The 20,064-nt window shown below is 72.0% G+C and carries 18 protein-coding genes and 1 pseudogene; 16 read left to right on the forward strand and 3 right to left on the reverse strand.

Translation table 11 applies throughout. The annotated features are described in order from the left end of the window. Window positions 1-535 precede the first annotated feature (535 nt). Both rpsB and tsf read left to right on the forward strand, forming a co-directional pair. Window positions 536-1,370, forward strand: a pseudogene (gene rpsB / locus ABXS69_RS04680) (30S ribosomal protein S2). A 44-nt stretch (window positions 1,371-1,414) separates the two neighbouring features. Next, entirely contained in the window at window positions 1,415-2,254 is an 840-nt protein-coding gene (gene tsf / locus ABXS69_RS04685) for a translation elongation factor Ts (protein ID WP_366181382.1), read from the forward strand. A gap of 156 nt (window positions 2,255-2,410) precedes the next feature. Here the strand turns inward: tsf and ABXS69_RS04690 are convergent, their stop codons facing one another. Together ABXS69_RS04690 and ABXS69_RS04695 are read right to left on the reverse strand one after the other, a co-directional pair. After that, the gene (locus ABXS69_RS04690; protein WP_366181383.1) at window positions 2,411-2,683 is read right to left on the reverse strand and encodes a hypothetical protein; all 273 of its coding nucleotides are present in this window, start codon (window positions 2,681-2,683) and stop codon (window positions 2,411-2,413) included. Window positions 2,684-2,695: 12 nt separating this feature from the next. Continuing rightward, window positions 2,696-4,444 carry a sodium:solute symporter family protein gene (locus ABXS69_RS04695; protein ID WP_366181384.1) on the reverse strand — a complete coding sequence of 583 codons (1,749 nt, stop codon included), beginning with the start codon at window positions 4,442-4,444 and terminating at the stop codon, window positions 2,696-2,698. Between the two features lie 275 nt (window positions 4,445-4,719). Between ABXS69_RS04695 and pyrH the strand changes: the two genes are divergently transcribed. The 11 genes from pyrH to ABXS69_RS04750 all read left to right on the forward strand — a co-directional run bounded on the left by pyrH (window position 4,720) and on the right by ABXS69_RS04750 (window position 16,660). Continuing rightward, complete coding sequence (gene pyrH, locus ABXS69_RS04700; RefSeq protein WP_366181385.1) at window positions 4,720-5,478, forward strand: UMP kinase; 759 nt, start codon at window positions 4,720-4,722, stop codon at window positions 5,476-5,478. A 94-nt stretch (window positions 5,479-5,572) separates the two neighbouring features. Beyond that, on the forward strand, window positions 5,573-6,130 hold the full coding sequence (frr, locus tag ABXS69_RS04705; RefSeq protein ID WP_366181386.1) for a ribosome recycling factor: 558 nt from the start codon (window positions 5,573-5,575) through the stop codon (window positions 6,128-6,130). 76 nt (window positions 6,131-6,206) lie between these two features. Then, window positions 6,207-7,145: a phosphatidate cytidylyltransferase gene (locus tag ABXS69_RS04710; protein WP_366181387.1), complete on the forward strand. Its 939-nt coding sequence runs from the start codon at window positions 6,207-6,209 to the stop codon at window positions 7,143-7,145. 64 nt (window positions 7,146-7,209) lie between these two features. Beyond that, on the forward strand, window positions 7,210-8,478 hold the full coding sequence (rlmN, locus tag ABXS69_RS04715) for a 23S rRNA (adenine(2503)-C(2))-methyltransferase RlmN (RefSeq protein WP_366181388.1): 1,269 nt from the start codon (window positions 7,210-7,212) through the stop codon (window positions 8,476-8,478). A 2-nt stretch (window positions 8,479-8,480) separates the two neighbouring features. Then, the gene (locus tag ABXS69_RS04720) at window positions 8,481-9,017 is read left to right on the forward strand and encodes a DivIVA domain-containing protein (RefSeq protein ID WP_366181528.1); all 537 of its coding nucleotides are present in this window, start codon (window positions 8,481-8,483) and stop codon (window positions 9,015-9,017) included. A 43-nt stretch (window positions 9,018-9,060) separates the two neighbouring features. Beyond that, a complete protein-coding gene (gene dxr, locus ABXS69_RS04725) occupies window positions 9,061-10,338 on the forward strand; it encodes a 1-deoxy-D-xylulose-5-phosphate reductoisomerase (RefSeq protein ID WP_366181529.1) in 1,278 nt (425 codons plus the stop codon). Further along, window positions 10,335-11,660, forward strand: a complete 1,326-nt coding sequence (locus ABXS69_RS04730) for a site-2 protease family protein (protein ID WP_366181389.1) — start codon at window positions 10,335-10,337, stop codon at window positions 11,658-11,660. Before dxr ends, ABXS69_RS04730 begins: the two co-directional genes overlap by 4 nt. Before the next feature lie 99 nt (window positions 11,661-11,759). Beyond that, a complete protein-coding gene (locus tag ABXS69_RS04735; RefSeq protein ID WP_366181390.1) occupies window positions 11,760-12,347 on the forward strand; it encodes a hypothetical protein in 588 nt (195 codons plus the stop codon). A gap of 78 nt (window positions 12,348-12,425) precedes the next feature. Continuing rightward, window positions 12,426-13,604 (forward strand): flavodoxin-dependent (E)-4-hydroxy-3-methylbut-2-enyl-diphosphate synthase, encoded by a 1,179-nt coding sequence (ispG, locus tag ABXS69_RS04740; RefSeq protein WP_366181391.1) that lies wholly within the window; start codon window positions 12,426-12,428, stop codon window positions 13,602-13,604. Window positions 13,605-13,639: 35 nt separating this feature from the next. Beyond that, entirely contained in the window at window positions 13,640-14,596 is a 957-nt protein-coding gene (locus ABXS69_RS04745) for a GNAT family N-acetyltransferase (RefSeq protein WP_366181392.1), read from the forward strand. A gap of 240 nt (window positions 14,597-14,836) precedes the next feature. Further along, window positions 14,837-16,660 carry a proline--tRNA ligase gene (locus ABXS69_RS04750; RefSeq protein ID WP_366181393.1) on the forward strand — a complete coding sequence of 608 codons (1,824 nt, stop codon included), beginning with the start codon at window positions 14,837-14,839 and terminating at the stop codon, window positions 16,658-16,660. A gap of 53 nt (window positions 16,661-16,713) precedes the next feature. Here ABXS69_RS04750 and ABXS69_RS04755 read toward each other — a convergent pair whose 3' ends face one another. After that, the gene (locus ABXS69_RS04755; protein WP_366181394.1) at window positions 16,714-17,736 is read right to left on the reverse strand and encodes a hypothetical protein; all 1,023 of its coding nucleotides are present in this window, start codon (window positions 17,734-17,736) and stop codon (window positions 16,714-16,716) included. Between the two features lie 234 nt (window positions 17,737-17,970). Here ABXS69_RS04755 and rimP point away from each other — a divergent pair, with 234 nt between their 5' ends. The 3 genes from rimP (at window position 17,971) to ABXS69_RS04770 (ending at window position 19,996) form a co-directional block, all read left to right on the forward strand. After that, entirely contained in the window at window positions 17,971-18,441 is a 471-nt protein-coding gene (rimP, locus tag ABXS69_RS04760; RefSeq protein ID WP_366181395.1) for a ribosome maturation factor RimP, read from the forward strand. A gap of 60 nt (window positions 18,442-18,501) precedes the next feature. Then, window positions 18,502-19,548, forward strand: a complete 1,047-nt coding sequence (gene nusA, locus ABXS69_RS04765) for a transcription termination factor NusA (protein ID WP_366181396.1) — start codon at window positions 18,502-18,504, stop codon at window positions 19,546-19,548. Window positions 19,549-19,660: 112 nt separating this feature from the next. Further along, window positions 19,661-19,996, forward strand: coding sequence for a YlxR family protein (locus tag ABXS69_RS04770; RefSeq protein WP_366181397.1), 336 nt, complete (start codon window positions 19,661-19,663; stop codon window positions 19,994-19,996). Window positions 19,997-20,064: the final 68 nt, after the last annotated feature.

Below are 20,064 nucleotides of genomic sequence, written 5' to 3' on the forward strand. Positions count from 1 at the left end.
CCCCGGCTCCCGGCCCCCACAGGAGCGCCGGGAGCCGCCGCGCCGCCATGCCTGTGGTTCCCGGGTGAGGCCCGGCCCCGTGACGAGAACGACACCTGGGCAGTGGCATCATCGCCCGTCACGATGCGGAAAGGTCGATATCGCTGTGATAGCCTCACGGGCGCGGTTCGCTGTGATGCGCGTCGGCCGGGTTCCCTCGGGAGCACCGGTCGGGCGCGGGCCCGGATCCTCTGGATCCCGGGAAGCGGCGACCGACTTCGCGTGCCCGCCCCCAGCGCTCCCGGGCTCTGGGGACGTCCTTTCGGGCGCCGCGGTCGCGGTCCCGCACGGCCCACCCCCGAAGCACCGGGGGGGCGCAGGCGGGTGGCCGCGCGTCGCGGGCACCAGGCCCTATCCGCCCGCTCCAGGGCGGACCCGGCGCGTCCGGGCACGGGGGATCAACTCAAAGAACCCATTGGGACGCCGTCGCCGATCGGCGGCGCCCCCTCACACACGGCGGACCGGGCAGCCCCCCGGCCGCGCGAAAGGACAAGTCATGGCAGTCGTGACCATGCGCCAGCTCCTCGAGTCCGGTGTCCACTTCGGGCACCAGACCCGCCGGTGGAACCCCAAGATGAAGCGCTTCATCCTCACCGAGCGCAACGGCATCTACGTCATCGACCTCACGAAGTCCGTCGACGGCATCAACACCGCCTACGACTTCGTCAAGGAGACCGTCGCCCGCGGCGGCAGCATCCTCTTCGTCGGCACCAAGAAGCAGGCGCAGGCCGCCGTGGCCGAGCAGGCCCAGCGCGTCGGCATGCCCTACGTCAACCAGCGCTGGCTGGGCGGCATGCTCACCAACTTCTCCACCGTGCGCGCCCGCCTGGACCGCATGAAGGAGCTTCGAGCAGATCGACTTCGACGACGTGGCCGGCTCCGGCCGCACGAAGAAGGAGCTGCTCATGATGCGCCGCGAGAAGGACAAACTCATCCGCACCCTCGGCGGTATCCGCGACATGGCCAAGCTCCCCGCCGCCGTGTGGGTCGTGGACACGAAGAAGGAGCACCTGGCCATCTCCGAGGCCTCCAAGCTCAACATCCCGGTCATCGCGATCCTCGACACCAACTGCGACCCCGACGAGGTCACCTACGGCATCCCGGGCAATGACGACGCCATCCGCTCCGTCAGCCTGCTCACCCGCGTCGTCGCCGACGCCGCCGCCGAGGGCCTCCTCGCCCGCTCCGCCGGCCGTGCCCGCACCGGCTCCGAGGCCGAGGCCGGCAGCCCCGAGGCCGAGCCGCTGCCCGAGTGGGAGGCCGAGCTCCTCGCCGGTGCCGAGGCCGCCGCGACCGAGCAGCCCGCCGACGCCCCGGCCGAGCGGGCCTGAGCGCCCCTGACGACATTCCCCACTCTTCAACACCAGGAGAATCCATGGCGAACTACACCACTGCTGACATCAAGGCGCTCCGCGAGAAGACCGGCGCCGGCATGCTCGACGTCAAGAAGGCCCTCGACGAGGCCAACGGCGACGTCGACAAGGCCATCGAGATCATTCGCGTCAAGGGCCTCAAGGGCATCGCCAAGCGCGAGGGCCGCGCCGCCTCGGCCGGGCTCATCGCCGCCAAGGTCGTCGACGACGCCGACGGCCAGACCGGCGTGCTCGTCGAGATCAATGCCGAGACCGACTTCGTGGCCAAGAACGAGAAGTTCCTCGGCTACGCCGACAAGGTCCTCTCCGCCGCCCTGGCCTCCGGCGCCGAGTCCGCCGAGGCCCTGGCCGAGGTCGAGGTCGACGGCTCAACCGTCAAGGACCTCACCGACTCCATGCAGGCCGTCATCGGCGAGAAGATCGTCGTGCGCCGCGTCGGCCGCCTGAGCGCCCCCAAGGTGGAGCTCTACCTGCACCGCACCAATCCCGACCTGCCTGCCCAGGTGGGCGTGCTCGTCGGCACCGACGCCAAGGCCGCCGAGGTGGCTCACGACGTCGCGATGCACACCGCCGCCTACTCCCCGGCCTACGCCACCCGTGAGGACGTCCCCGCCGACATCGTCGACAAGGAGCGCTCCATCGCCGAGGAGACCACCCGCGCCGAGGGCAAGCCCGAGAAGGCCATCCCGAAGATCGTCGAGGGCCGCCTGGGCGGCTTCTTCAAGGAGAACTGCCTCGTCGAGCAGGCCTTCGCGAAGGACCCCAAGACCACCGTCGGCAAGGTCATCGAGGCCACCGGCGGCGAGCTCCTCGGCTTCGTCCGCTTCCGCGTCGGCGCCTGATCGCGAAAGCCCGCTGACCAGTGGTCAGCGATAGCGCGGCCCCCGGTCCCCCGTGGACCGGGGGCCGCGGCGCGTGACGCGATGGCGGCGGAGAGGGGCCCGGACCATGGCGCCCATGGATCCGGGCCCCTCTCGCGCGATGGGGGGCCGCCGGGCTCAGCCCTGGCGCTGGGCCCCGGGATCGGAGGGGGAGCCGCTCGAGCCCTCGTCCGGGTCGCCGGGGGAGGTGGCCCACCACAGGGCCATGAGCACCGCCACGACGATGAGGGCGATGCCCGCCCACAGGTTCGCGTTGACGCCGCCGGTCTTGGCCATCGCCTCCTCCCCGTTGAGGAATCCCGAGCAGACGAGCAGGAAGAGGCCGAAGATGCCGAGGACCGCGGCGATGACCGTGCGGATGTCGGCCAGGATCTTTGACAGCAGTGACATGTCTGTGGCTCCTCAGTGGAAGATCGAGTTGAGCAGGATGACGAGCGCGCCCGCGCAGATCGCCAGCGGGACCGGCTTGCGGAACCAGGGCAGCGCGGCCTCGTTCGGGTCCGCGCGCGTCTCGTGCGGCGTGAGGGAGTAGACGAAGCCCTCCAGCTCCGCGGCGGGCTTGGGCGCGGTCATCAACGAGACGACGACGGTCACGAGGATGTCGACGGCGAAGGCCGTGCCTGCGGCGAGGAAGGCCAGGCCCTGGCCGGGCAGCGTCAGGCGCCCCGTCCAGGACGCCACGTTGAGCGCGAGTGCCGCCAGCGTCCCGCAGGCCAGCCCGGACCAGCCCGCGTGGCTCGTGGCCCGGCGCCAGAGCATCCCGATGATGAACGTGGCGAACAGCGGCGCGTTGAACATGGAGAAGAGCTGCTGGAGGTAGTCCATGAGGTTGGAGTAGTTCGAGGCGATGAGCGCGGTGAAGATCGCGACGGTCGTGGCGATCGCCGTCGTCAGCTTGCCCATGCGCAAGTAGGTGGCGTCATCGGCCCTCGTGTTGATGTAGCGCTCGTAGAGGTCCACGGTGACCACGGTGTTGAAGGCGGAGATGTTCGCAGCCATGCCCGCCATGAAGGAGGCCAGCAGGCCGGTGATCGCCAGTCCCAGCAGGCCGTTGGGCAGGACGTCGCGCATGAGCAGCAGGACGGCGTCGTTGTAGGTGACCTCCCCGCTGGCGGTCGCGCCGCTGAGCGAGGACTGCTTGAGCCCGATGATCTCGGAGACGAGGACCGCGGCCACCATGCCCGGGATGATGACGAGGAAGGGCACGACCATCTTGGCGAAGGTGCCGATGATCGGGGCTGAGCGCGCCGCCGATATCGAGTCGGCCGCCATGGCGCGCTGGACCTCCACGAAGTTCGTCGTCCAGTAGCCGAAGGATAGGACGAAGCCCAGGCCGAAGACGATCCCGAAGACGGACAGGGCCGAGGAGTCGAAGCCGGACAGCAGGTTGCCGGGCCAGGAGTGCAGCTGCGCGCCGGGGTCCGCGTAGGCCCCGGCGCCGTGGGTGGTGGCCGCCTCTGTGATCTTCTCCTTGAGGCCGCTCCACCAGCCCACGCGGTTGAGGCCGACGAGGGTCAGCGGCAGCAGCGCCACGATGATGACGAAGAACTGGAGGACCTCGTTGTAGATCGCGGCGGACAGCCCGCCCAGGCTGATGTAGCTGAAGACGATGACGGCGGCGACGATGAGCGCCACCCACAGCGGCCACCCCAGCAGGCGGTGGACGATCGAGCCCAGGAGGTACAGGTTGACGCCGGCGATGAGCAGCTGGGCCAGCGCGAAGGAGAGGGCGTTGATGAGGTGAGCGGCCTTGCCGTAGCGCTTGAGCATGAACTCTGGCACGGAGCGCACGCCGGAGCCGTAGTAGAAGGGCATCATGACCAGGCCCAGGAAGATCATGGCCGGGATGGCGCCGATCCAGAAGTAGTGGAAGGTCGGCAGGCCGTACTGGGCGCCGTTGGCGGACATGCCCATGATCTCGACGGCGCCGAGGTTGGCCGACACGAAGGCGATGCCGGTCACCCAGGCGGGCAGGGAGCGGCCGGAGGTGAGGAAGTCGTCGGACGAGGCCATGCGCCGCTTGGCCATGAAGCCGACCCCCACGACGAAGGCGAAGTAGACGATGATGGGGAAGTAGTCGTACCAGCGGGCCTCCAGCAGGGTGGAGGAGCTCGACGCGGCGAGGGATGGGATCAGGTGGGATGCGGTCATCAACGCCTCCTGGATGTGAGCTGCGACACTTGAATGGGTCTTCTCCGTGAGCCTAACGCCCGTGTTAAGGGATTGTGACCGTTTCGCCCCACCGATCCGCCCGGATCACCCGCCCGCTCCGCCATCCCGCCGCCCCATGTGGGCCTTCCGCGGCGGCGCGAGCGGGTAGTCTCTACCGGACGGCTCCAGGCCCGCCCACGACCACCGCCCCGCCGAGGCGCGGGCGTCTCCCGGCGGCCGCGCGGGCGATCCACGGCACAGGCAGAGAGGCAGAGATGGCAGACAAGAGCAGCAGAGACGACCGCGTCGCGCACGGCCACCACCCGCGGCGCGTCCTGCTCAAGCTCTCGGGCGAGGTCTTCGGCGGAGGCTCCATCGGCCTCGATCCCGACGTCGTCTCCGATGCCGCCACGCAGATCGCCGACGCCGTGCGCGCCGGGGTCCAGGTCGCCGTCGTCGTCGGCGGGGGAAACTTCTTCCGCGGCGCCGAGCTGTCGGCCCGCGGAATGGAGCGCGCCCGCGCCGACTACATGGGCATGCTCGGCACCGTCATGAACGCCCTGGCCCTCCAGGACTTCATCGAGAAGGCCGGGGTTCCCGCCCGCGTGCAGACCGCCATCGCCATGGGGCAGGTGGCCGAGTCCTACATCCCGCTGCGCGCCATCCGCCACCTGGAGAAGGGGCGCGTCGTCGTCTTCGGGGCGGGCGCGGGCCTGCCCTACTTCTCCACGGACACCGTCGCCGCTCAGCGAGCCTTGGAGACCGGCTGCGAAGAGCTGCTGGTCGGTAAGAACGGGGTCGATGGCGTCTACACGGCGGACCCCCGCAAGGACCCCAGCGCCGTCAAGCTCGACCACCTCACCTATGAGCGCGCCCTGGCGGACGGGCTCGCCGTCGTCGACGCCTCCGCCTTCGCCCTCTCCCGCGACAACGGCCTGACGATGCGCGTGTTCGGGATGGGCGAGGACGGCAACATCACCAAGGCCCTCCTGGGTGAGAAGATCGGCACGCTCGTCTCCAGCGGGAGGCCCTGAGCCACGGGGCGCGCGAGAACCGGTCCAGTCCGACCAGCACGCGCCGCGCGCGGCGCGATGACCACCCAGACACCTCCCAAGCGAAGGAAGAACGATGATCGACGATGTCATGCTCTCCACCGAGGAGAAGATGGACAAGGCCCTTGAGGCCGCCAAGGGCGAGCTCGCCGCCATTCGCACCGGCCGCGCCAACCCCTCCATGTTCAACTCGATCCTGGTGGACTACTACGGCGCCCCCACGCCCCTCCAACAGCTCGCATCCCTGACGATCCCCGAGGCCTGCACGGTCATCGTCAGCCCCTTCGACCGCTCCGCGATGAAGGCGATCACCACCGCGATCCGCGAGTCCGACCTCGGGGTCAATCCCACCGACGACGGCACGGTCATCCGGGTCGCCCTGCCCGCGCTCACCGAGGAGCGCCGCAAGGATTACGTCAAGCTCGCGCGCTCGCGCGCCGAGGAGGCCCGTGTCCAGGTCCGCGGCGTGCGCGGAAAGGCCAAGAAGGAGCTCGAGGCCATCAAGCGCGATGGCGAGGCCGGTGAGGACGACGTCAAGCGCGCCGAGGGCGAGCTCGACCAGCTCACCAAGCGCTTCGTCGACGCCATCGACAAGTCCCTGGCCTCCAAGGAGGAGGAGCTCCTCTCCGTCTGATCCGCCCGAGCCCGCCGGCCCCTCGCGGGGCTGGCGGGGCGGTGACGCCCCCCCACCCCGACCCGAAGAACCCCTCGTGACCATTCTGAGCGCCCTGCTGACACCGCCACCGACGCGCAATCGAGCGCCCCTGCCCGCCACGGGCCGGGCCGGCCGCAACCTGCCGGCCGCGATCGGCGTCTCCGCGGTCCTCATCGGCGGGCTCCTGGCCTCCCTGGTCTTCGAGGAGAAGTACTTCGTCGGCGTCGTCATCCTCGCCGTGTGCGGGGCGCTGTGGGAGCTTGCGGGCGCTTTCGCCCGCAAGGGCATCGCCCTGCCGCTCCTGCCCCTGTGGGTGGGGACCGCCGGCATCGCCGTCACCGCCTGGGCCCTCGGCGCCGAGGGCGCCTTCGGCGCCTACCTGGCGACCGCCGGAGCCTGCGTCCTGTGGTCCTTCGTGGAGCGCGCCGAGGCCGAGGACGGCACCATCCTCGAGGCCAGTCCCCACGACGTGCCGCGCACCGACGCCCACGACGAGGCCCGGCGCTCGCGCTCCGTGGACGCCACGGCCTCCGTCCTGGCCGCCACCTACCTCCCGTTCCTCGCCAGCTTCGCCGTGCTGCTCGTCGCCCAGGACCACGGCGTCGCCAAGGTCATCACCCTGTTCGCCCTGCCGATCGCCAACGACACCGGAGGCTGGCTGGCCGGCATCACGATGGGCCGCCACGCCATGGCCCCCGCAGTGTCCCCGAAGAAGTCCTGGGAGGGGTTCGCCGGATCCCTCATCGCCGCCGTCGGGGCGGGCACGGCCTGCCTGCTGTTCCTCGACGGGCCGCTGTGGGCGGGCGCGGCGCTCGGCGCCTGCTGCACGATCGTGGCCACGCTCGGGGACCTGGGGGAGTCCCTCCTCAAGCGCGATCTCGGCCTGAAGGACATGGGTACGCTCCTGCCGGGGCACGGCGGCCTCATGGATCGGCTCGACTCGATCCTGGTCACCGCGCCTATCGTGTACCTGTTCACCCTCATCCCCTGGTGAGAGCCGCGCAGGACGAGAGCATGAGCCACCAGTGAGACAAGCGAGAGAAAGGACCCCGAGCCCCGTGAGCCCCACTGCCGGCCGCGCCCGCACCGGGCGCCCCGAGCCCGTCGCCCTGCGGCGCCGGGCCAGCGGTCCAGTGCCCGGCGAGGTCCAGGTGATGCCCACGGACCAGCCTCCCGAGGGTGCCGCCACCCCTGACGCGCGCCCCCGCCTGTCCTTCGCCGTCCCGCCCGCCCGTGGTAAGGCCCCTCGCCACCTGGCCGACCTAGATCTCGCGGGCAGGAAGGCCGCGCTGGCCGAGGCCAGCCTGCCCGCCTTCCGCGCCGACCAGCTCTCCCACCACTACTTCACCCGCTTCACCCGGGACGCCGCTGAGATGACGGACCTGCCCGCCTCCGCGCGCGAGCAGCTGGCCGCCGAGCTCCTGCCCGAGCTCATCACCGAGGTGAGGATCATGCGCGCCGACGGCGGCCGCACCCTCAAGCACCTCTGGGAGCTGCACGACGGGGTGCGCGTGGAATCCGTGCTCATGCGCTACAAGGACCGCACCACCCTGTGCGTCTCCTCCCAGGCCGGCTGCGGCATGGCGTGCCCCTTCTGCGCCACCGGGCAAATGGGCCTGACCCGCAACCTCACCACCGCCGAGATCGTTGAGCAGGTCCGCCACGCCGCCCGAGTCAGCGCCGACGGCGCCCTGGCCGGTGGCCCCGCGCGCCTGAGCAATGTCGTCTTCATGGGCATGGGCGAGCCGATGATCAACTACAGGAACGTCGTCGCCTCCCTCCACCGCCTCATCGACCCGTCGCCGGAGGGCTTCGGCCTGTCCGCCCGTGGCATCACGGTCTCCACCGTCGGCCTCGTGCCGCTCATCCGCAAGCTGGCGGGGGAGGGGATGCCCGTCACGCTCGCCGTGTCCCTCCACGCCCCCGACGACGAGCTGCGGGACGCCCTCATCCCGGTCAACTCCAAGTGGAAGGTGGGTGAGCTCCTCGACGCCGCCCACGACTACTTCCGCGCCACCGGCAGGCGCGTATCCATCGAGTACGCCCTGATCAAGGACATGAATGACCACGCCTGGCGGGCTCAGATGCTCGCTGATGAGCTGAACCGGCGGGGCCGCGGCTGGGCGCATGTGAACCCGATCCCGCTCAACCCCACGCCGGGATCGATCTGGACGTGCTCCGAGCCCAGCGTGCAAGATCTATTCGTGGGCACGCTCCGGCGCGCCGGCATCACCACCACCGTGCGCGACACGCGCGGAAGCGACATCGACGGCGCCTGCGGCCAGCTGGCGGCGGAGGTTCTCAATCAGGAGAGGATCAGGTCATGACCATGTTCCCCAGGACGTCGTTCTTCCGCCGGGGATACCGTCCCTCGCAGGTGGACGGCTACTTCGAGACGGCCAAGGACATCTATGAGTCCGAGGACCTCGACGAGATGGACTCCGAGGGCGTACGAACCGTCGCCTTCGACATCGTGCGCCGGGGTTACGAGCCCGGCGCCGTCGACGCGGCCCTCGACCGCCTCGAGACCGCCTTCCTGCAGCGGCGCCGGGCCGAGTTCGTCGCCCAGAACGGGCGCCAGGCCTGGATGGACCAGGTGGCCGAGCTCGCCACCACGCTCTACCCCCGCCTTCTCCGCCCCGTTGGGGAGCGCTTCGCCCCGGCCCGCCGCCACGGTTACGCCAAGGCCGACGTCGACGCCCTCATGGACCGCATCGCCGCCTACTTCGACTCCGAGGAGCCCCTGACCTCCGCCGAGGTCCGCACAGCCGTGTTCGGCAGCGCGCGCGGCTCCAAGGCCTATGACGAGTCCAGCGTCGACCGCTACCTCGCGCGCGTCGTCGAGGTCGTCTTCTCCGTTGAGTGATGCCGGCCCGGGGCGCGTCCGGAAGGGGACGAGCATGATCAGCATGACTGCCCGCGCCAGCGCTCCCGGGGCCCTCGTCCTCCTGGGCTCCACGGGATCCATCGGCACCCAGGCCCTCGAGGTCGCCCGGCGCCTCGGGCGGGGCGCCCCCCGTGTCGCCGCGCTGGCCGCCGGCGGCTCCCGCCTCGATCTCCTGGCCGAGCAGGCCCTGAGCTTCGCCGTCCCGCTCGTGGCCCTGGCCGATGAGCGCCCGGGGATCGAGAGGGCGCTGCGCGACGCCCTGACCGCCGCCTCCGAGCGCCTGGGCCGCCCCGACCCCGTCACCACGATCCTGACCGGGCCGGACGCCGCCGCGGACGCCATCGAGGCCTCCGGCGTGGGGGAGGGCGACACGGTCCTCAACGGCATCACCGGCTCGGTGGGCCTTCGCCCCACCCTGGCCGCGCTCGCCAGCGGGGCGCGCCTGGCCCTGGCCAACAAGGAATCACTCGTCGTCGGCGGGGCGCTGGTCAAGGACGCGCTGCGCCGCCCCGGCCAAGTGGTCCCCGTGGACTCCGAGCACTCCGCGATCGCCCAGGCCCTGGCCTCCGGCCGTCACGAGAAGGGCCTGACCAGTCCCGTCATCACCGGGACCAGCGAGGTACGACGCCTGATCCTGACCGCCTCCGGGGGGCCCTTCCGCGGACGCGACCGCACCTCGCTCGCCGGCGTCACCGCCGAGCAGGCCCTGGCCCACCCCACCTGGGCGATGGGCCCGGTGGTGACCATCAACTCCTCCACCCTCGTCAACAAGGGGCTCGAGCTCATCGAGGCGCACCTCCTGTTCGACATCCCGCCCGAGCGCATCGACGTCGTCGTCCACCCCCAGTCGGTCATCCACTCAATGGTCGAGTTCATCGACGGCGCCACGATCGCCCAGGCATCCCCCCCGGACATGCGCCTGCCCATCGCGCTGGGCCTCACCTGGCCCGAGCGCCCGGACCTGGCCGGGCTGGTGGCCCCCAACGACTGGAGCGCCCCCGTGGCCTGGGGCTTCGAGCCCCTCGACGACGACGCCTTCCCCGCCGTCGGCCTGGCGCGCTCCGCCGTGGCCGCCTCGGCCACCCACCCCGCCGTCCTCAATGCCGCCAACGAGCAGGCCGTCGCCGCCTTCCTGGCGGGCGGCCTGGAATGGCTGGACATCGTGGGCATCGACGCCGCCGTCCTGGGCGAGCACGAGGGCTTGGCCACGCCCGGCCTCGACGAGGTGGCGCAGGTGGAGGCCTGGGCGAGGGCGCGCGCCGACGAGCTCATCGCCTCCCGTGGCAGACTGCGCGCATGACTCAGGCCCTCGCATACGCCCTCGGAATCCTCGTCCTCGTGATAGGCATCGGCATCTCGGTCGCGCTTCACGAGCTCGGGCACATGATCCCCGCCAAGCGCTTCGGCGTGAAGGTCCCGGAGTACTTCATCGGCTTCGGGCCCCGTGTCTGGTCCACGCGCCGGGGGGAGACCGAGTACGGGGTGAAATGGATCTGGCTGGGCGGCTACGTCAAGCTCGTCGGCATGATCCCCCCGGCCAGGCCGGGCCGCCCGGACAAGCCCGGCTCCCAGGTCGCTGATGCCCGCGCCGAGGCCCTGGCGGAGATCAGGCCGGGCGAGGAGCACCGCGCCTTCTACCGCCTCAGCGTGCCCCGCAAGCTCCTCGTCATGGCGGGCGGGATCCTCACCAACCTCGTGCTGGGCGCCCTCCTGCTCACCGTCGCCCTCTGCGGCATCGGCGTCCCGGGCGGCACCACCACGCTCAAGAGCGTCTCGACCTGCCTGACCTCAGACGTCGACTCCGGCGCCCCGTGCTCGGACGCCGATCCGACGGCGCCCGGGGCCGCGGCGGGCCTGCGAGCGGGCGATGAGATCCGCTCCTGGGACGGCGCGCGGACCTCCTCCTGGAAGGACGTTCAGGCCGCGATCGCCGCCTCCGGCACGCGCTCCGTGCCCGTCGTCGTCGAGCGCGACGGCGCTGAGGTCACCCTGACCGTCACCGCCGCCGAGGTCCAGCGCAAGGTCCTCGACCCCCAGGGCAAGCCCGTGCTCGACTCCGACGGAAGCCCTACGACCACCACCCGCCCCTACGTCGGCATCAGCCCCGTGTACGGGGCGGTGCCCCTGCCGATCGGCGAACTCCCATCCATGATCGGGCAGGCCGTGACCGGCACGGTCAAGGCGATCGCCACCCTTCCGGTGGGTCTCTACCACGCGGTGGCCGCCGGGCTCGGGCACGAGGAGCGCTCCGCCAACGGCGTCATCGGCCTCGTGGGCGTCGGGCGCATCGCGGGCGAGGTGTCCAGCACCGGCACGGGCGCGTCGGCGGTGAGTGTCCCGCTGGAGCTGCGCGTCTCCCAGATGCTCATGCTGCTCGGCTCTCTCAACCTGGCGCTCTTCGCCTTCAACCTCATCCCCCTGCTGCCCCTCGACGGCGGTCACGTGGCCGGCGCGCTCTGGGAGGGGGCCCGGCGCCGCTGGGCGCTGGCGCACGGGCGCCCCGACCCCGGCCCCGTGGACACCGCCCGCATGCTGCCCGTGGGGCAGGTGGTCTTCGGCGTCCTCATCGTCATGACCGTCATCCTCGTGTGGGTCGACCTCGTCGCCCCAATCACTGGATAGGCGCGCTGACCAGGTGGTATCCTGCTGACGGACTGGCCTCGTGGCATGGTGCCGTGGCTGCGCCTGGGCGCGGGGGATGAGCCATCCGGGAGGAGCCCCATGACCACCGGCCCTTCGCGGGCGCGTCTTTCGGAGATGGTGCGGCCCATCGGCGGCGGCGCCTCCTCCCCGCCGCGCCCCGCCCCCGCGGCCCCGGAGAGGGCGAGCGCTCGGCCCGCCCTGCGGGCGCTGGCGTGGCTCTGGGTCCCGATCTCCCCCGTCATCGTGGGCCTGTGCCTCGTCCTGGACGGCTTGGCGGGCTGGCTGGTCGTCTCATACCTCCTCCTCGGGTATTGGATCGGCGTGCTCATCTATCGGCTCGTCATCGCCATCCTCTTCCACATATCGACCAGGCGGGCGCCCGAGCGACCAGTGCCGCGATGGCTCGTCGCGGCCGTCGTGGCGCAGGAGCTCGCCTTGGATCTCGCGGCCTTCCTCCTCCCCGACGCCGATGACGCTCGGACTCTTTCGATCCTCCAAGCCTGGGGCGTGCCCGAGGCGATCGGTGACGCGATCGTGGACGCGCTCCTGATCAGCGCGCTCATCGGGGCCCTCCTCCTGCTCGCCGCCGTTGCGGCCGACCTCTTCTCGGCCCGTGAGCGCGGTGGTGGCGCGTCCCCGCGCCATCCGAGTGACACCACCGGGTGACCTGGGCAGCAGCGGCATCGCGCTCACCACACCCTCCGGCGTCGTGCGCTCGCGCGGCGCGGTGCCATACTGGGGCGCGTGACTGAAGCGATCGCCCTCGGCATCCCCTCCATGCGCGAGGAGCGCCCTGTTCTCGCCCCCCGCAGGCCCACCCGGAGGATCCGCGTCGGCAGCCTCTCCGTCGGAGGCGACGCCCCCATCACCGTGCAGTCGATGACGACCACGAAGACCCACGACATCGGGGCCACCCTCCAGCAGATCGCCGAGCTCACCGCCTCCGGCTGCGACATCGTGCGCGTCGCCTGCCCGACGGACAAGGACGCCGAGGCCCTGCCCGTCATCGCCAAGCAGTCCCGCATCCCCGTCATCGCCGATATCCACTTCAACCCGAAGTACGTCTTCCAGGCGATCGCGGCCGGATGCGGGGCCGTGCGCGTCAACCCGGGCAACATCCGCAAGTTCGACGACCAGGTCGCCGCGATCTGCAAGGCCGCCTCCGACGCCGGCGTGAGCCTGCGCATCGGCGTCAACGCCGGCTCCCTGGACCCGCGCCTGCTCAAGAAGCACGGCAAGGCGACCCCGGAGGCCCTCGTGGAGTCCGCCGTCTGGGAGGCTGGCCTCTTCGAGGAGTGCGGCTTCCACGACTTCAAGATCTCGGTCAAGCACCACGACGTCGTCACCATGGTGCGGGCCTACCAGCTCCTCAGTGAGAAGGGCGACTGGCCGCTCCACCTCGGCGTCACCGAGGCCGGCCCCGCCTTCCAGGGCACCATCAAGTCCTGTGCCGCCTTCGGCACGCTGCTGGCTCAGGGCATCGGGGACACCATCCGCGTCTCCCTGTCCGCCCCGCCGGTCGAGGAGGTCAAGGTCGGCACCAAGCTCCTGGAGTTCATGGGCCTGCGCGAGCGCAAGCTCGAGATCGTCTCCTGCCCCTCCTGCGGCCGCGCCCAGGTGGACGTGTGGAGCCTCGCCGAGTCCGTCGAGGAGGGCCTGAAGTCCATCAGCGCCCCGCTGCGCGTGGCCGTCATGGGCTGCGTCGTCAACGGTCCCGGGGAGGCCCGTGAGGCCGACCTCGGCTGCGCATCGGGCAACGGCAAGGGCCAGATCTTCGTCCATGGCAAGGTCGTCGAGACCGTTCCCGAGGACCAGGTCGTCGAGACCCTCATCAGGCACGCCGAGGCCATGGCCGAGCAGATGCGCGCCGAGTTCGGCGAGGACGCCCTCAAGGGCACGACCCCCTCGGTCCTGGCGGTCTGAGGGACGGCACTCCGGCGGGCGCGGCCCGCCTCGGCATGCCCCTGTTCACGCGCCGACTGACCCCCGTGAGCCCCCGCCGTGTCGGGGGCGTGCTCGCCCTGTGCTCCCGCGATCCCGTCCTGTCTCTGCCGCTCGCCCAGCAACTCGAGCGCTGGAGGCACTGGGGATCGGGGGACGTCGTCGTCCTGGGACGGCCCGCTGCCCCCGACGCCGCCGCGTGGTCCACGGGCTCCCTCATCGTCGTGGGCCTTGCCCCGCGCCCCGAGCTGGGCCTGCCAGGGGCGGGGCGCGTCGGAGTCCGGGCGCTCGCCGAGCACGCCCGCCCGCGCCTGACGCGCAACGGATCGATCCTCGGCAGCCCCGAGGACGTCTCCCTGCTGTGGGCGGGCCTGGAGGCGGCCGGGATGCGCTGCCGGGAGGCGCGGTGGAACCAGCCCGTCCTCATCGCGCCGAGCCCGCCCGGGGGCCTCGCCGCCCAGGCGGTGGCCCGGCGCCCCTCCTCGGGCTGGGCCGCGCGCGGGACGCGCCAGGCGCGCCCCGAGGAGGAGTCCCTCGTCCTACCGGCCTCGGTGGCCATGTTCACCGAGGAGGTCGGCTACGACCCCATGTCCTCCGGCGGCTCCTACGCCCGCCACGTCTCCTGGCTCGTGGGCGAGGGCCGCAGCGACGTGCTCCTCGACGACGGCCAGGGGCGCCCCGCGCGCCCCTGGGGCCCGGCGCGAGTGGCCTTCAAGGTCGACGTCGGCGGGATCTGGCACGCGCCCGGCGGCGCGGTCGCCCAGCTCACCGGCGTGTGGACGCGCCCGGACCTGCGAGGCAGGGGAGTGGCCAGCGCGGCGCTGGCCGCCGCCGTCGACGCCGTGCGGCACGAGCACGTGGGGCCCGACGGCGGGGTGAGCCTGTACGTCAATGACTTCAACGCCCCGGCGCGGGCGCTCTACCGCTCGCTCGGCTTCACCCAGCACGGCGCCTTCGCCACGGTGCTGCTCTGATCCACCAAGGGGCCGTGCCGTCGGCCTGAGGACGGCAGCCCGCCACCCGCCGGCGCCCGCGGACCCCGCTCAGGTCGACGTCGGTGGTGCGCATCACCGCGTCATCCCATGACGCGCGGCGCTGAACCGGGACCCGCCGCCCCAAGGCCGGTGCCGGCGGCGTCCCGGGCCCCGCCGCCCCGGCGTCACTCTTCCCGCCCTGATTCGGGCGCCGGCGCGCGGAGCACGTAGGATCGACGCGTGCTACAGACGATGTCGAACGCCTTCATCCGTACTCTGCGCGAGGACCCCGCCGACGCCGAGGTCGCCAGCCACAAGCTCCTCGTGCGCGCCTGCTACATCCGCCGCTCCGCGCCGGGCATCTACACCTGGCTGCCGCTGGGGCTGCGCACGCTGCGCAAGATCGAGGCGATCGTGCGCGAGGAGATGGACGCCATCGGCGGCCAGGAGGTCCACTTCCCCGGGCTGCTGCCTGCCGACCCCTACAAGGCCTCCGGCCGCTGGACCGAGTACGGCCCCACCCTGTTCACCCTCAAGGACCGCAAGGGGGGCGACTACCTCCTCGCCCCGACCCACGAGGAGATGTTCACCCTGGCGGTCAAGGACATGTACTCCTCGTACAAGGACCTGCCCGCCATCGTCTACCAGATCCAGACCAAGTACCGCGACGAGGCCCGTCCCCGCGCCGGCATCATCCGCGGCCGTGACTTCGTCATGAAGGACTCCTACTCCTTCGACATCGACGAGACCGGGCTGGACGCCTCCTACCGGCTCCACCGCGACGCCTACGAGCGGCTCTTCACTCGCCTCGGCCTGGACTACGTCATCGTCAACGCCATGTCCGGCGCCATGGGCGGCTCCCACTCCGAGGAGTTCCTCCACCCCTCGCCCATCGGGGAGGACACCTTCGTGCGCTCCGCCGGTGGCTACGCGGCCAACGCCGAGGCCGTCGCCACCGTCGTCCCCGATGAGATCGATGCCTCCGGGGCGCCGGAGGCGCGCGTCGTCGACACGCCCGACACCCCCACGATCGACACCCTCGTCGCCCTGTGCAACGAGGCCTACCCGCGCTCCGACGGGCGGGCCTGGGAGGCCGCCGACACCCTCAAGAACCTCGTCGTCACCCTCACCCACCCCGGCGGTGAGCGCGAGCTCCTCGTCATCGGCATCCCCGGTGATCGCGACCTCGACATGAAGCGCCTGGAGGCGGCCGTCGCCCCCGCCGAGGTCGCCATGGCCGAGGACGCGGACTTCGAGGGGCACCCCGAGCTCGTGCGCGGCTACATCGGCCCGGCTGCCATCGGCCCCAACTCGCCCCTGCGCCGCGTGGAGAGGGACCCGGACGGCTCCGAGCGCCTCGTGGGCTCCGTGCGCTTCCTCGTCGACCCCCGCGTCGTCAACGGCACCACCTGGGTGACCGGCGCCAACGAGGCCAAGAAGCACGTGCTCGGCCTCGTCATGGGCCGTGATTTCACCGCCGACGGCACCATCGAGGCCGCCGAGGTCCGCGAGGGCGATCCCGCCCCGGACGGCTCCGGCCCGCTCAGCCTCGCCCGCGGCATCGAGGTCGGCCACATCTTCGCCCTGGGGCGCAAGTACTCCGAGGCCCTGGGGCTGAGCGTCCTCGACGAGAACGGCAAGTCCCGCGTGGTCACCATGGGCTCCTACGGCATCGGCGTCTCGCGCGTCATGGCGGCCATGGCCGAGGCCAACCACGACGAGCGCGGCCTGGCCTGGCCCATCGCCGTGGCCCCGTACCACGTGCAGGTCCTGGCCACGGGCAAGGACGACACCGTCTTCACCATGGCGGAGCGCATCGCCGCCGCTCTGGACGCGGACGGCATCGAGGTCCTCTACGACGACCGCCGCAAGGTCTCCGCCGGCGTCAAGTTCGCCGATGCCGAGCTCCTGGGGCTGCCATACACCATCGTGGTCGGCCGCGACCTCGTCAAGGAGGGCACCGTGGAGATCCGCGACCGCCGCAGCGGCGAGCGCCGCTCCGTGCCCGCCAACCAGGCGGCCGAGCAGGCCCGCGCGCTCGTGCGCGACGCCCTCGCCCGATAACCGGTGACGGGCGCGGCGGCGCTCCCGCCGGCCCGCCGGTGCCGGCGGGCGCCTCAGCCCGCGGTGCCGGGCAGCGCCTCGGCGGTCTCGACCCCCCAGGAGACCGCCCGCAGCGCGGCGGCCACGGAGGCGTCGGCGGCCACCAGGCGCTGATCGCCCGAGCCGGAGACGGCGATCGACATCTCCTCGACCATGATCGAGCGCCACAGCGCGCCCATCCACTGGCCGGAGGGGGCGTCGGCGGGATCCGCCCCGGTGGGCGCCCCGTAGGCGGGCTGGCGCGGGTCGGTGGCCCGCGCCGTCGCCGGGCCCCCGGCCGCGATCGAGGCGTTGACCACCGCGGTGGCGGCCTTGGCGTCCTCGACGGCGCGCCCCCGCGCGCTCGAGTCCGAGGCCGCCCGCGCGGCCAGCAGCTCACCGGTGTAACGCAGCTGGTCGTAGAGCGCCAGGGCGGGGTCTGGCAGCGGGGAGGCCGTCGTCGCGGCCGATCGCGCCGGAGCCGTCACCGAGCCGGGGGAGAGCGCCTCCTGACGCAGGGACCACGCGATGCGCAGCGAGGCGGCGAGCCTCGCCAGGCCCTCCTCCTGCGCGGTCTCCAGCACCGAGCGCGCTGAGGCCGCGCCCCTGCCCAGCGCTGTGATCAGATCCTCGCTCGTGGCCGTCCCGGCCGCCGTCTCCACGGGAGTGGCGGTGGGGTAGCCCGTCGGCGCGCCGGAGGGCCAGGGCTCCCAGACGCCCCCGAGGGCCGTGAGCTGGGCATCCGCCTCCCGCGCGATCACCGTCGCCTGCGCGCCGGGGTCCCCTGCACTCTGGGAGCCGGCGACGGCGCGCGCGGTGGAGCCGATGAGCGCGGCGAGGCGGGCCAGAGCCTCGCGCGAGGCCTCATCGCCCGTCATCGTCGGCAGGGGATCCGGCTCCGAGCTGCCCAGGGGGACCTCGCAGGCCGTGGTCCCCACGATGGCGGCCGCCCCGAGCGCGGCAGCGCCCATTCTGACCAGGGCGGATCGCCTGGAGGGAAGGGGGCGGGCGGCCTGGGGGCAGTGGTGGGGGGAGCGTGGGCGCGCGGTGTCGTTCACGGATCGATCCTCCCACGCCGCGGCGCGTCCTTCCGCGTGAAGCGCCCCATGGGGCCCGAAGGATCCGGCGCGCGGCACGAGCGCCCGATGTGATCGCGGCACCGCGCCGCCCACCCGGCCATCCGTGGAGGGCGGGTACGATTGGCCCGACCGAACGCGCGGTGCCCGCTGGCATCGCGCCAGCACGATGCCGGCGCTCAGCCGGTGCCACGCCGATGAGGAACGAGGGACACCATGACGGACACGCTCGCGTCGCGGCTCACCGATCTGCTGGGCCCCGTCGTCGAGGCCGAGGGCCTCTTCCTCGAGGGCATCGAGACCACCCGGGCCGGCAAGCACTCGGTGGTGAGGGTGATCGTCGACCTCCCCGACGGCCCCGGCGATCTCGACCTCGACCGCATCGGAGAGGCCACCGCCGCTCTCTCGGCGGCCCTCGACGACGCCGACCCCGTCAAGGGCCGGTACGCCCTCGAGGTCTCCACCCCCGGCGCCGAGCGCGAGCTGCGCTCCCCACGGCACTTCCGCCGCGCCGTCGGTCACAGCGCCATCCTCACCACCGCGGGCGGTGAGGGCTCGGAGCCCTTCACCGTCACCGGCGTCATCACCCAGGCCGATGACGAGACCGTCACGATGCAGGCCGATGGCGCCGCCGCGGTGATCCGCCTCGACGACATCGCCAGCGCGCGGATGATCGTCGTCTTCTGACCGCGCGAACCGCCCGGACCCCACCCCCGAATCCGCACACGGCACCAGACAAGAGGAACCATGGACATCAACATGCCGGAGCTGCGCGTCGCAGCAGACGAGCTGGGCATCGACCTCGAGGCCCTGCTGCCCGCCATCGAGGACGCCATCCTCGGCGCCTACTCCAAGGTGCCCGGGGCCATCCGGGGCGCCTACGTCGAGATCGACCGCAAGACCGGGCACATGTCGGTGCTGGCCCCGGAGGTGGATGAGGAGGACGAGCCCACCGGCGAGTACTTCGACGACACCCCGGACGACTTCGGGCGCATCGCTCAGGCCACGGCCCGATCCGTCATCGTCCAGCGCATCCAGGACCGCCGCGACTTCGAGGTCCTGGGCGCCTTCAAGGACAAGACCGGGGAGCTCATCTCCGGCGTCGTCGAGCAGGGCCGTGATCCCAGGATCATCCACGTGCGCCTCGACGAGGAGCACGAGGGCATCATGCCCCCGCATGAGCAGGTGCCCGGGGAGCGCTACCGGCACGGGGACCGCGTCCGCGTCTACTGCACCGAGATCTCCCGGGGGATGAAGGGCGCTCAGATCATCCTGTCGCGCACCCACCCGGGGCTGGTCAAGAAGCTCTTCGAGCGCGAGGTCCCGGAGATCGCCTCCGGTGACGTCGAGATCGTCGCCATCGCCCGCGAGGCCGGGCACCGCACCAAGATGGCGGTTCGCGCCCGCACCCGCGGCGTCAACGCCAAGGGCGCCTGCATCGGCCCCATGGGCCAGCGCGTGCGCGCCGTCATGGCCGAGCTCGGCGGGGAGAAGATCGACATCGTCGACCACTCCGAGGACCCGGCCCGTTTCGTGGCCAACGCCCTGTCCCCGGCGCGGGTGGCCTCAGTGGCGGTCATCGACGAGGCCGAGCGCACCGCCCGCGCCATCGTCCCGGACTTCCAGCTCTCGCTGGCCATCGGCAAGGAGGGGCAGAACGCCCGCCTCGCCGCGCGCCTGACCGGCTGGAAGATCGACATCCACGCCGATGCCGAGCTCGGCGAGATCGCTCCGGGCCATGGATCGCGCGCCGACGACGTGACAGGTACCTCAACCCCCGACGACGGCTCCTGACAGCGCGTTCGGTAGTATCTCCGCGGGCCCCGAGCGGGTCGCGGGACGCTGAGCAGCGCTCTCGTGCCCGCCAGCGGTGGGCGATGAGTTCCCGGAAGGACACGGTGAGTCGGTGACAGCCTCCTCGCATGTGCCTGAGCGGACCTGCATCGGCTGCCGTGCCAAGGCCCCCAGGTCGCAGCTGCTGCGGCTGGCCCTGACCGCGAGTGGCGAGCTCGCGGTCGACGCCCGGGCCCTTATGCCGGGGCGCGGCGCCTGGATCCACGTGGATCCGGCGTGCCTCGACCTCGCCGAGCGCAGGCGCGCCCTCGGGCGTGCTCTGCGCGCCGAGGGCCCGCTCGACGCGGCCCCTGCGCGCGACTGGCTCGCCGCCCACGCGGCGCCCTCGGGAGCGCAAGATCCGACCGGCCCCTGCCGGGGCCGGAACACCGATAACGAAGGCGGGTAGGAAGCCGATGGGCACCCGATGAGTACCCAGCGATGAGCTGCCTCTACTAGCGCCCGCTCCTGTCAGGG

The organism is Actinomyces timonensis, from assembly GCF_040702965.1.
GTDB lineage: Bacteria > Actinomycetota > Actinomycetes > Actinomycetales > Actinomycetaceae > Actinomyces > Actinomyces timonensis_A.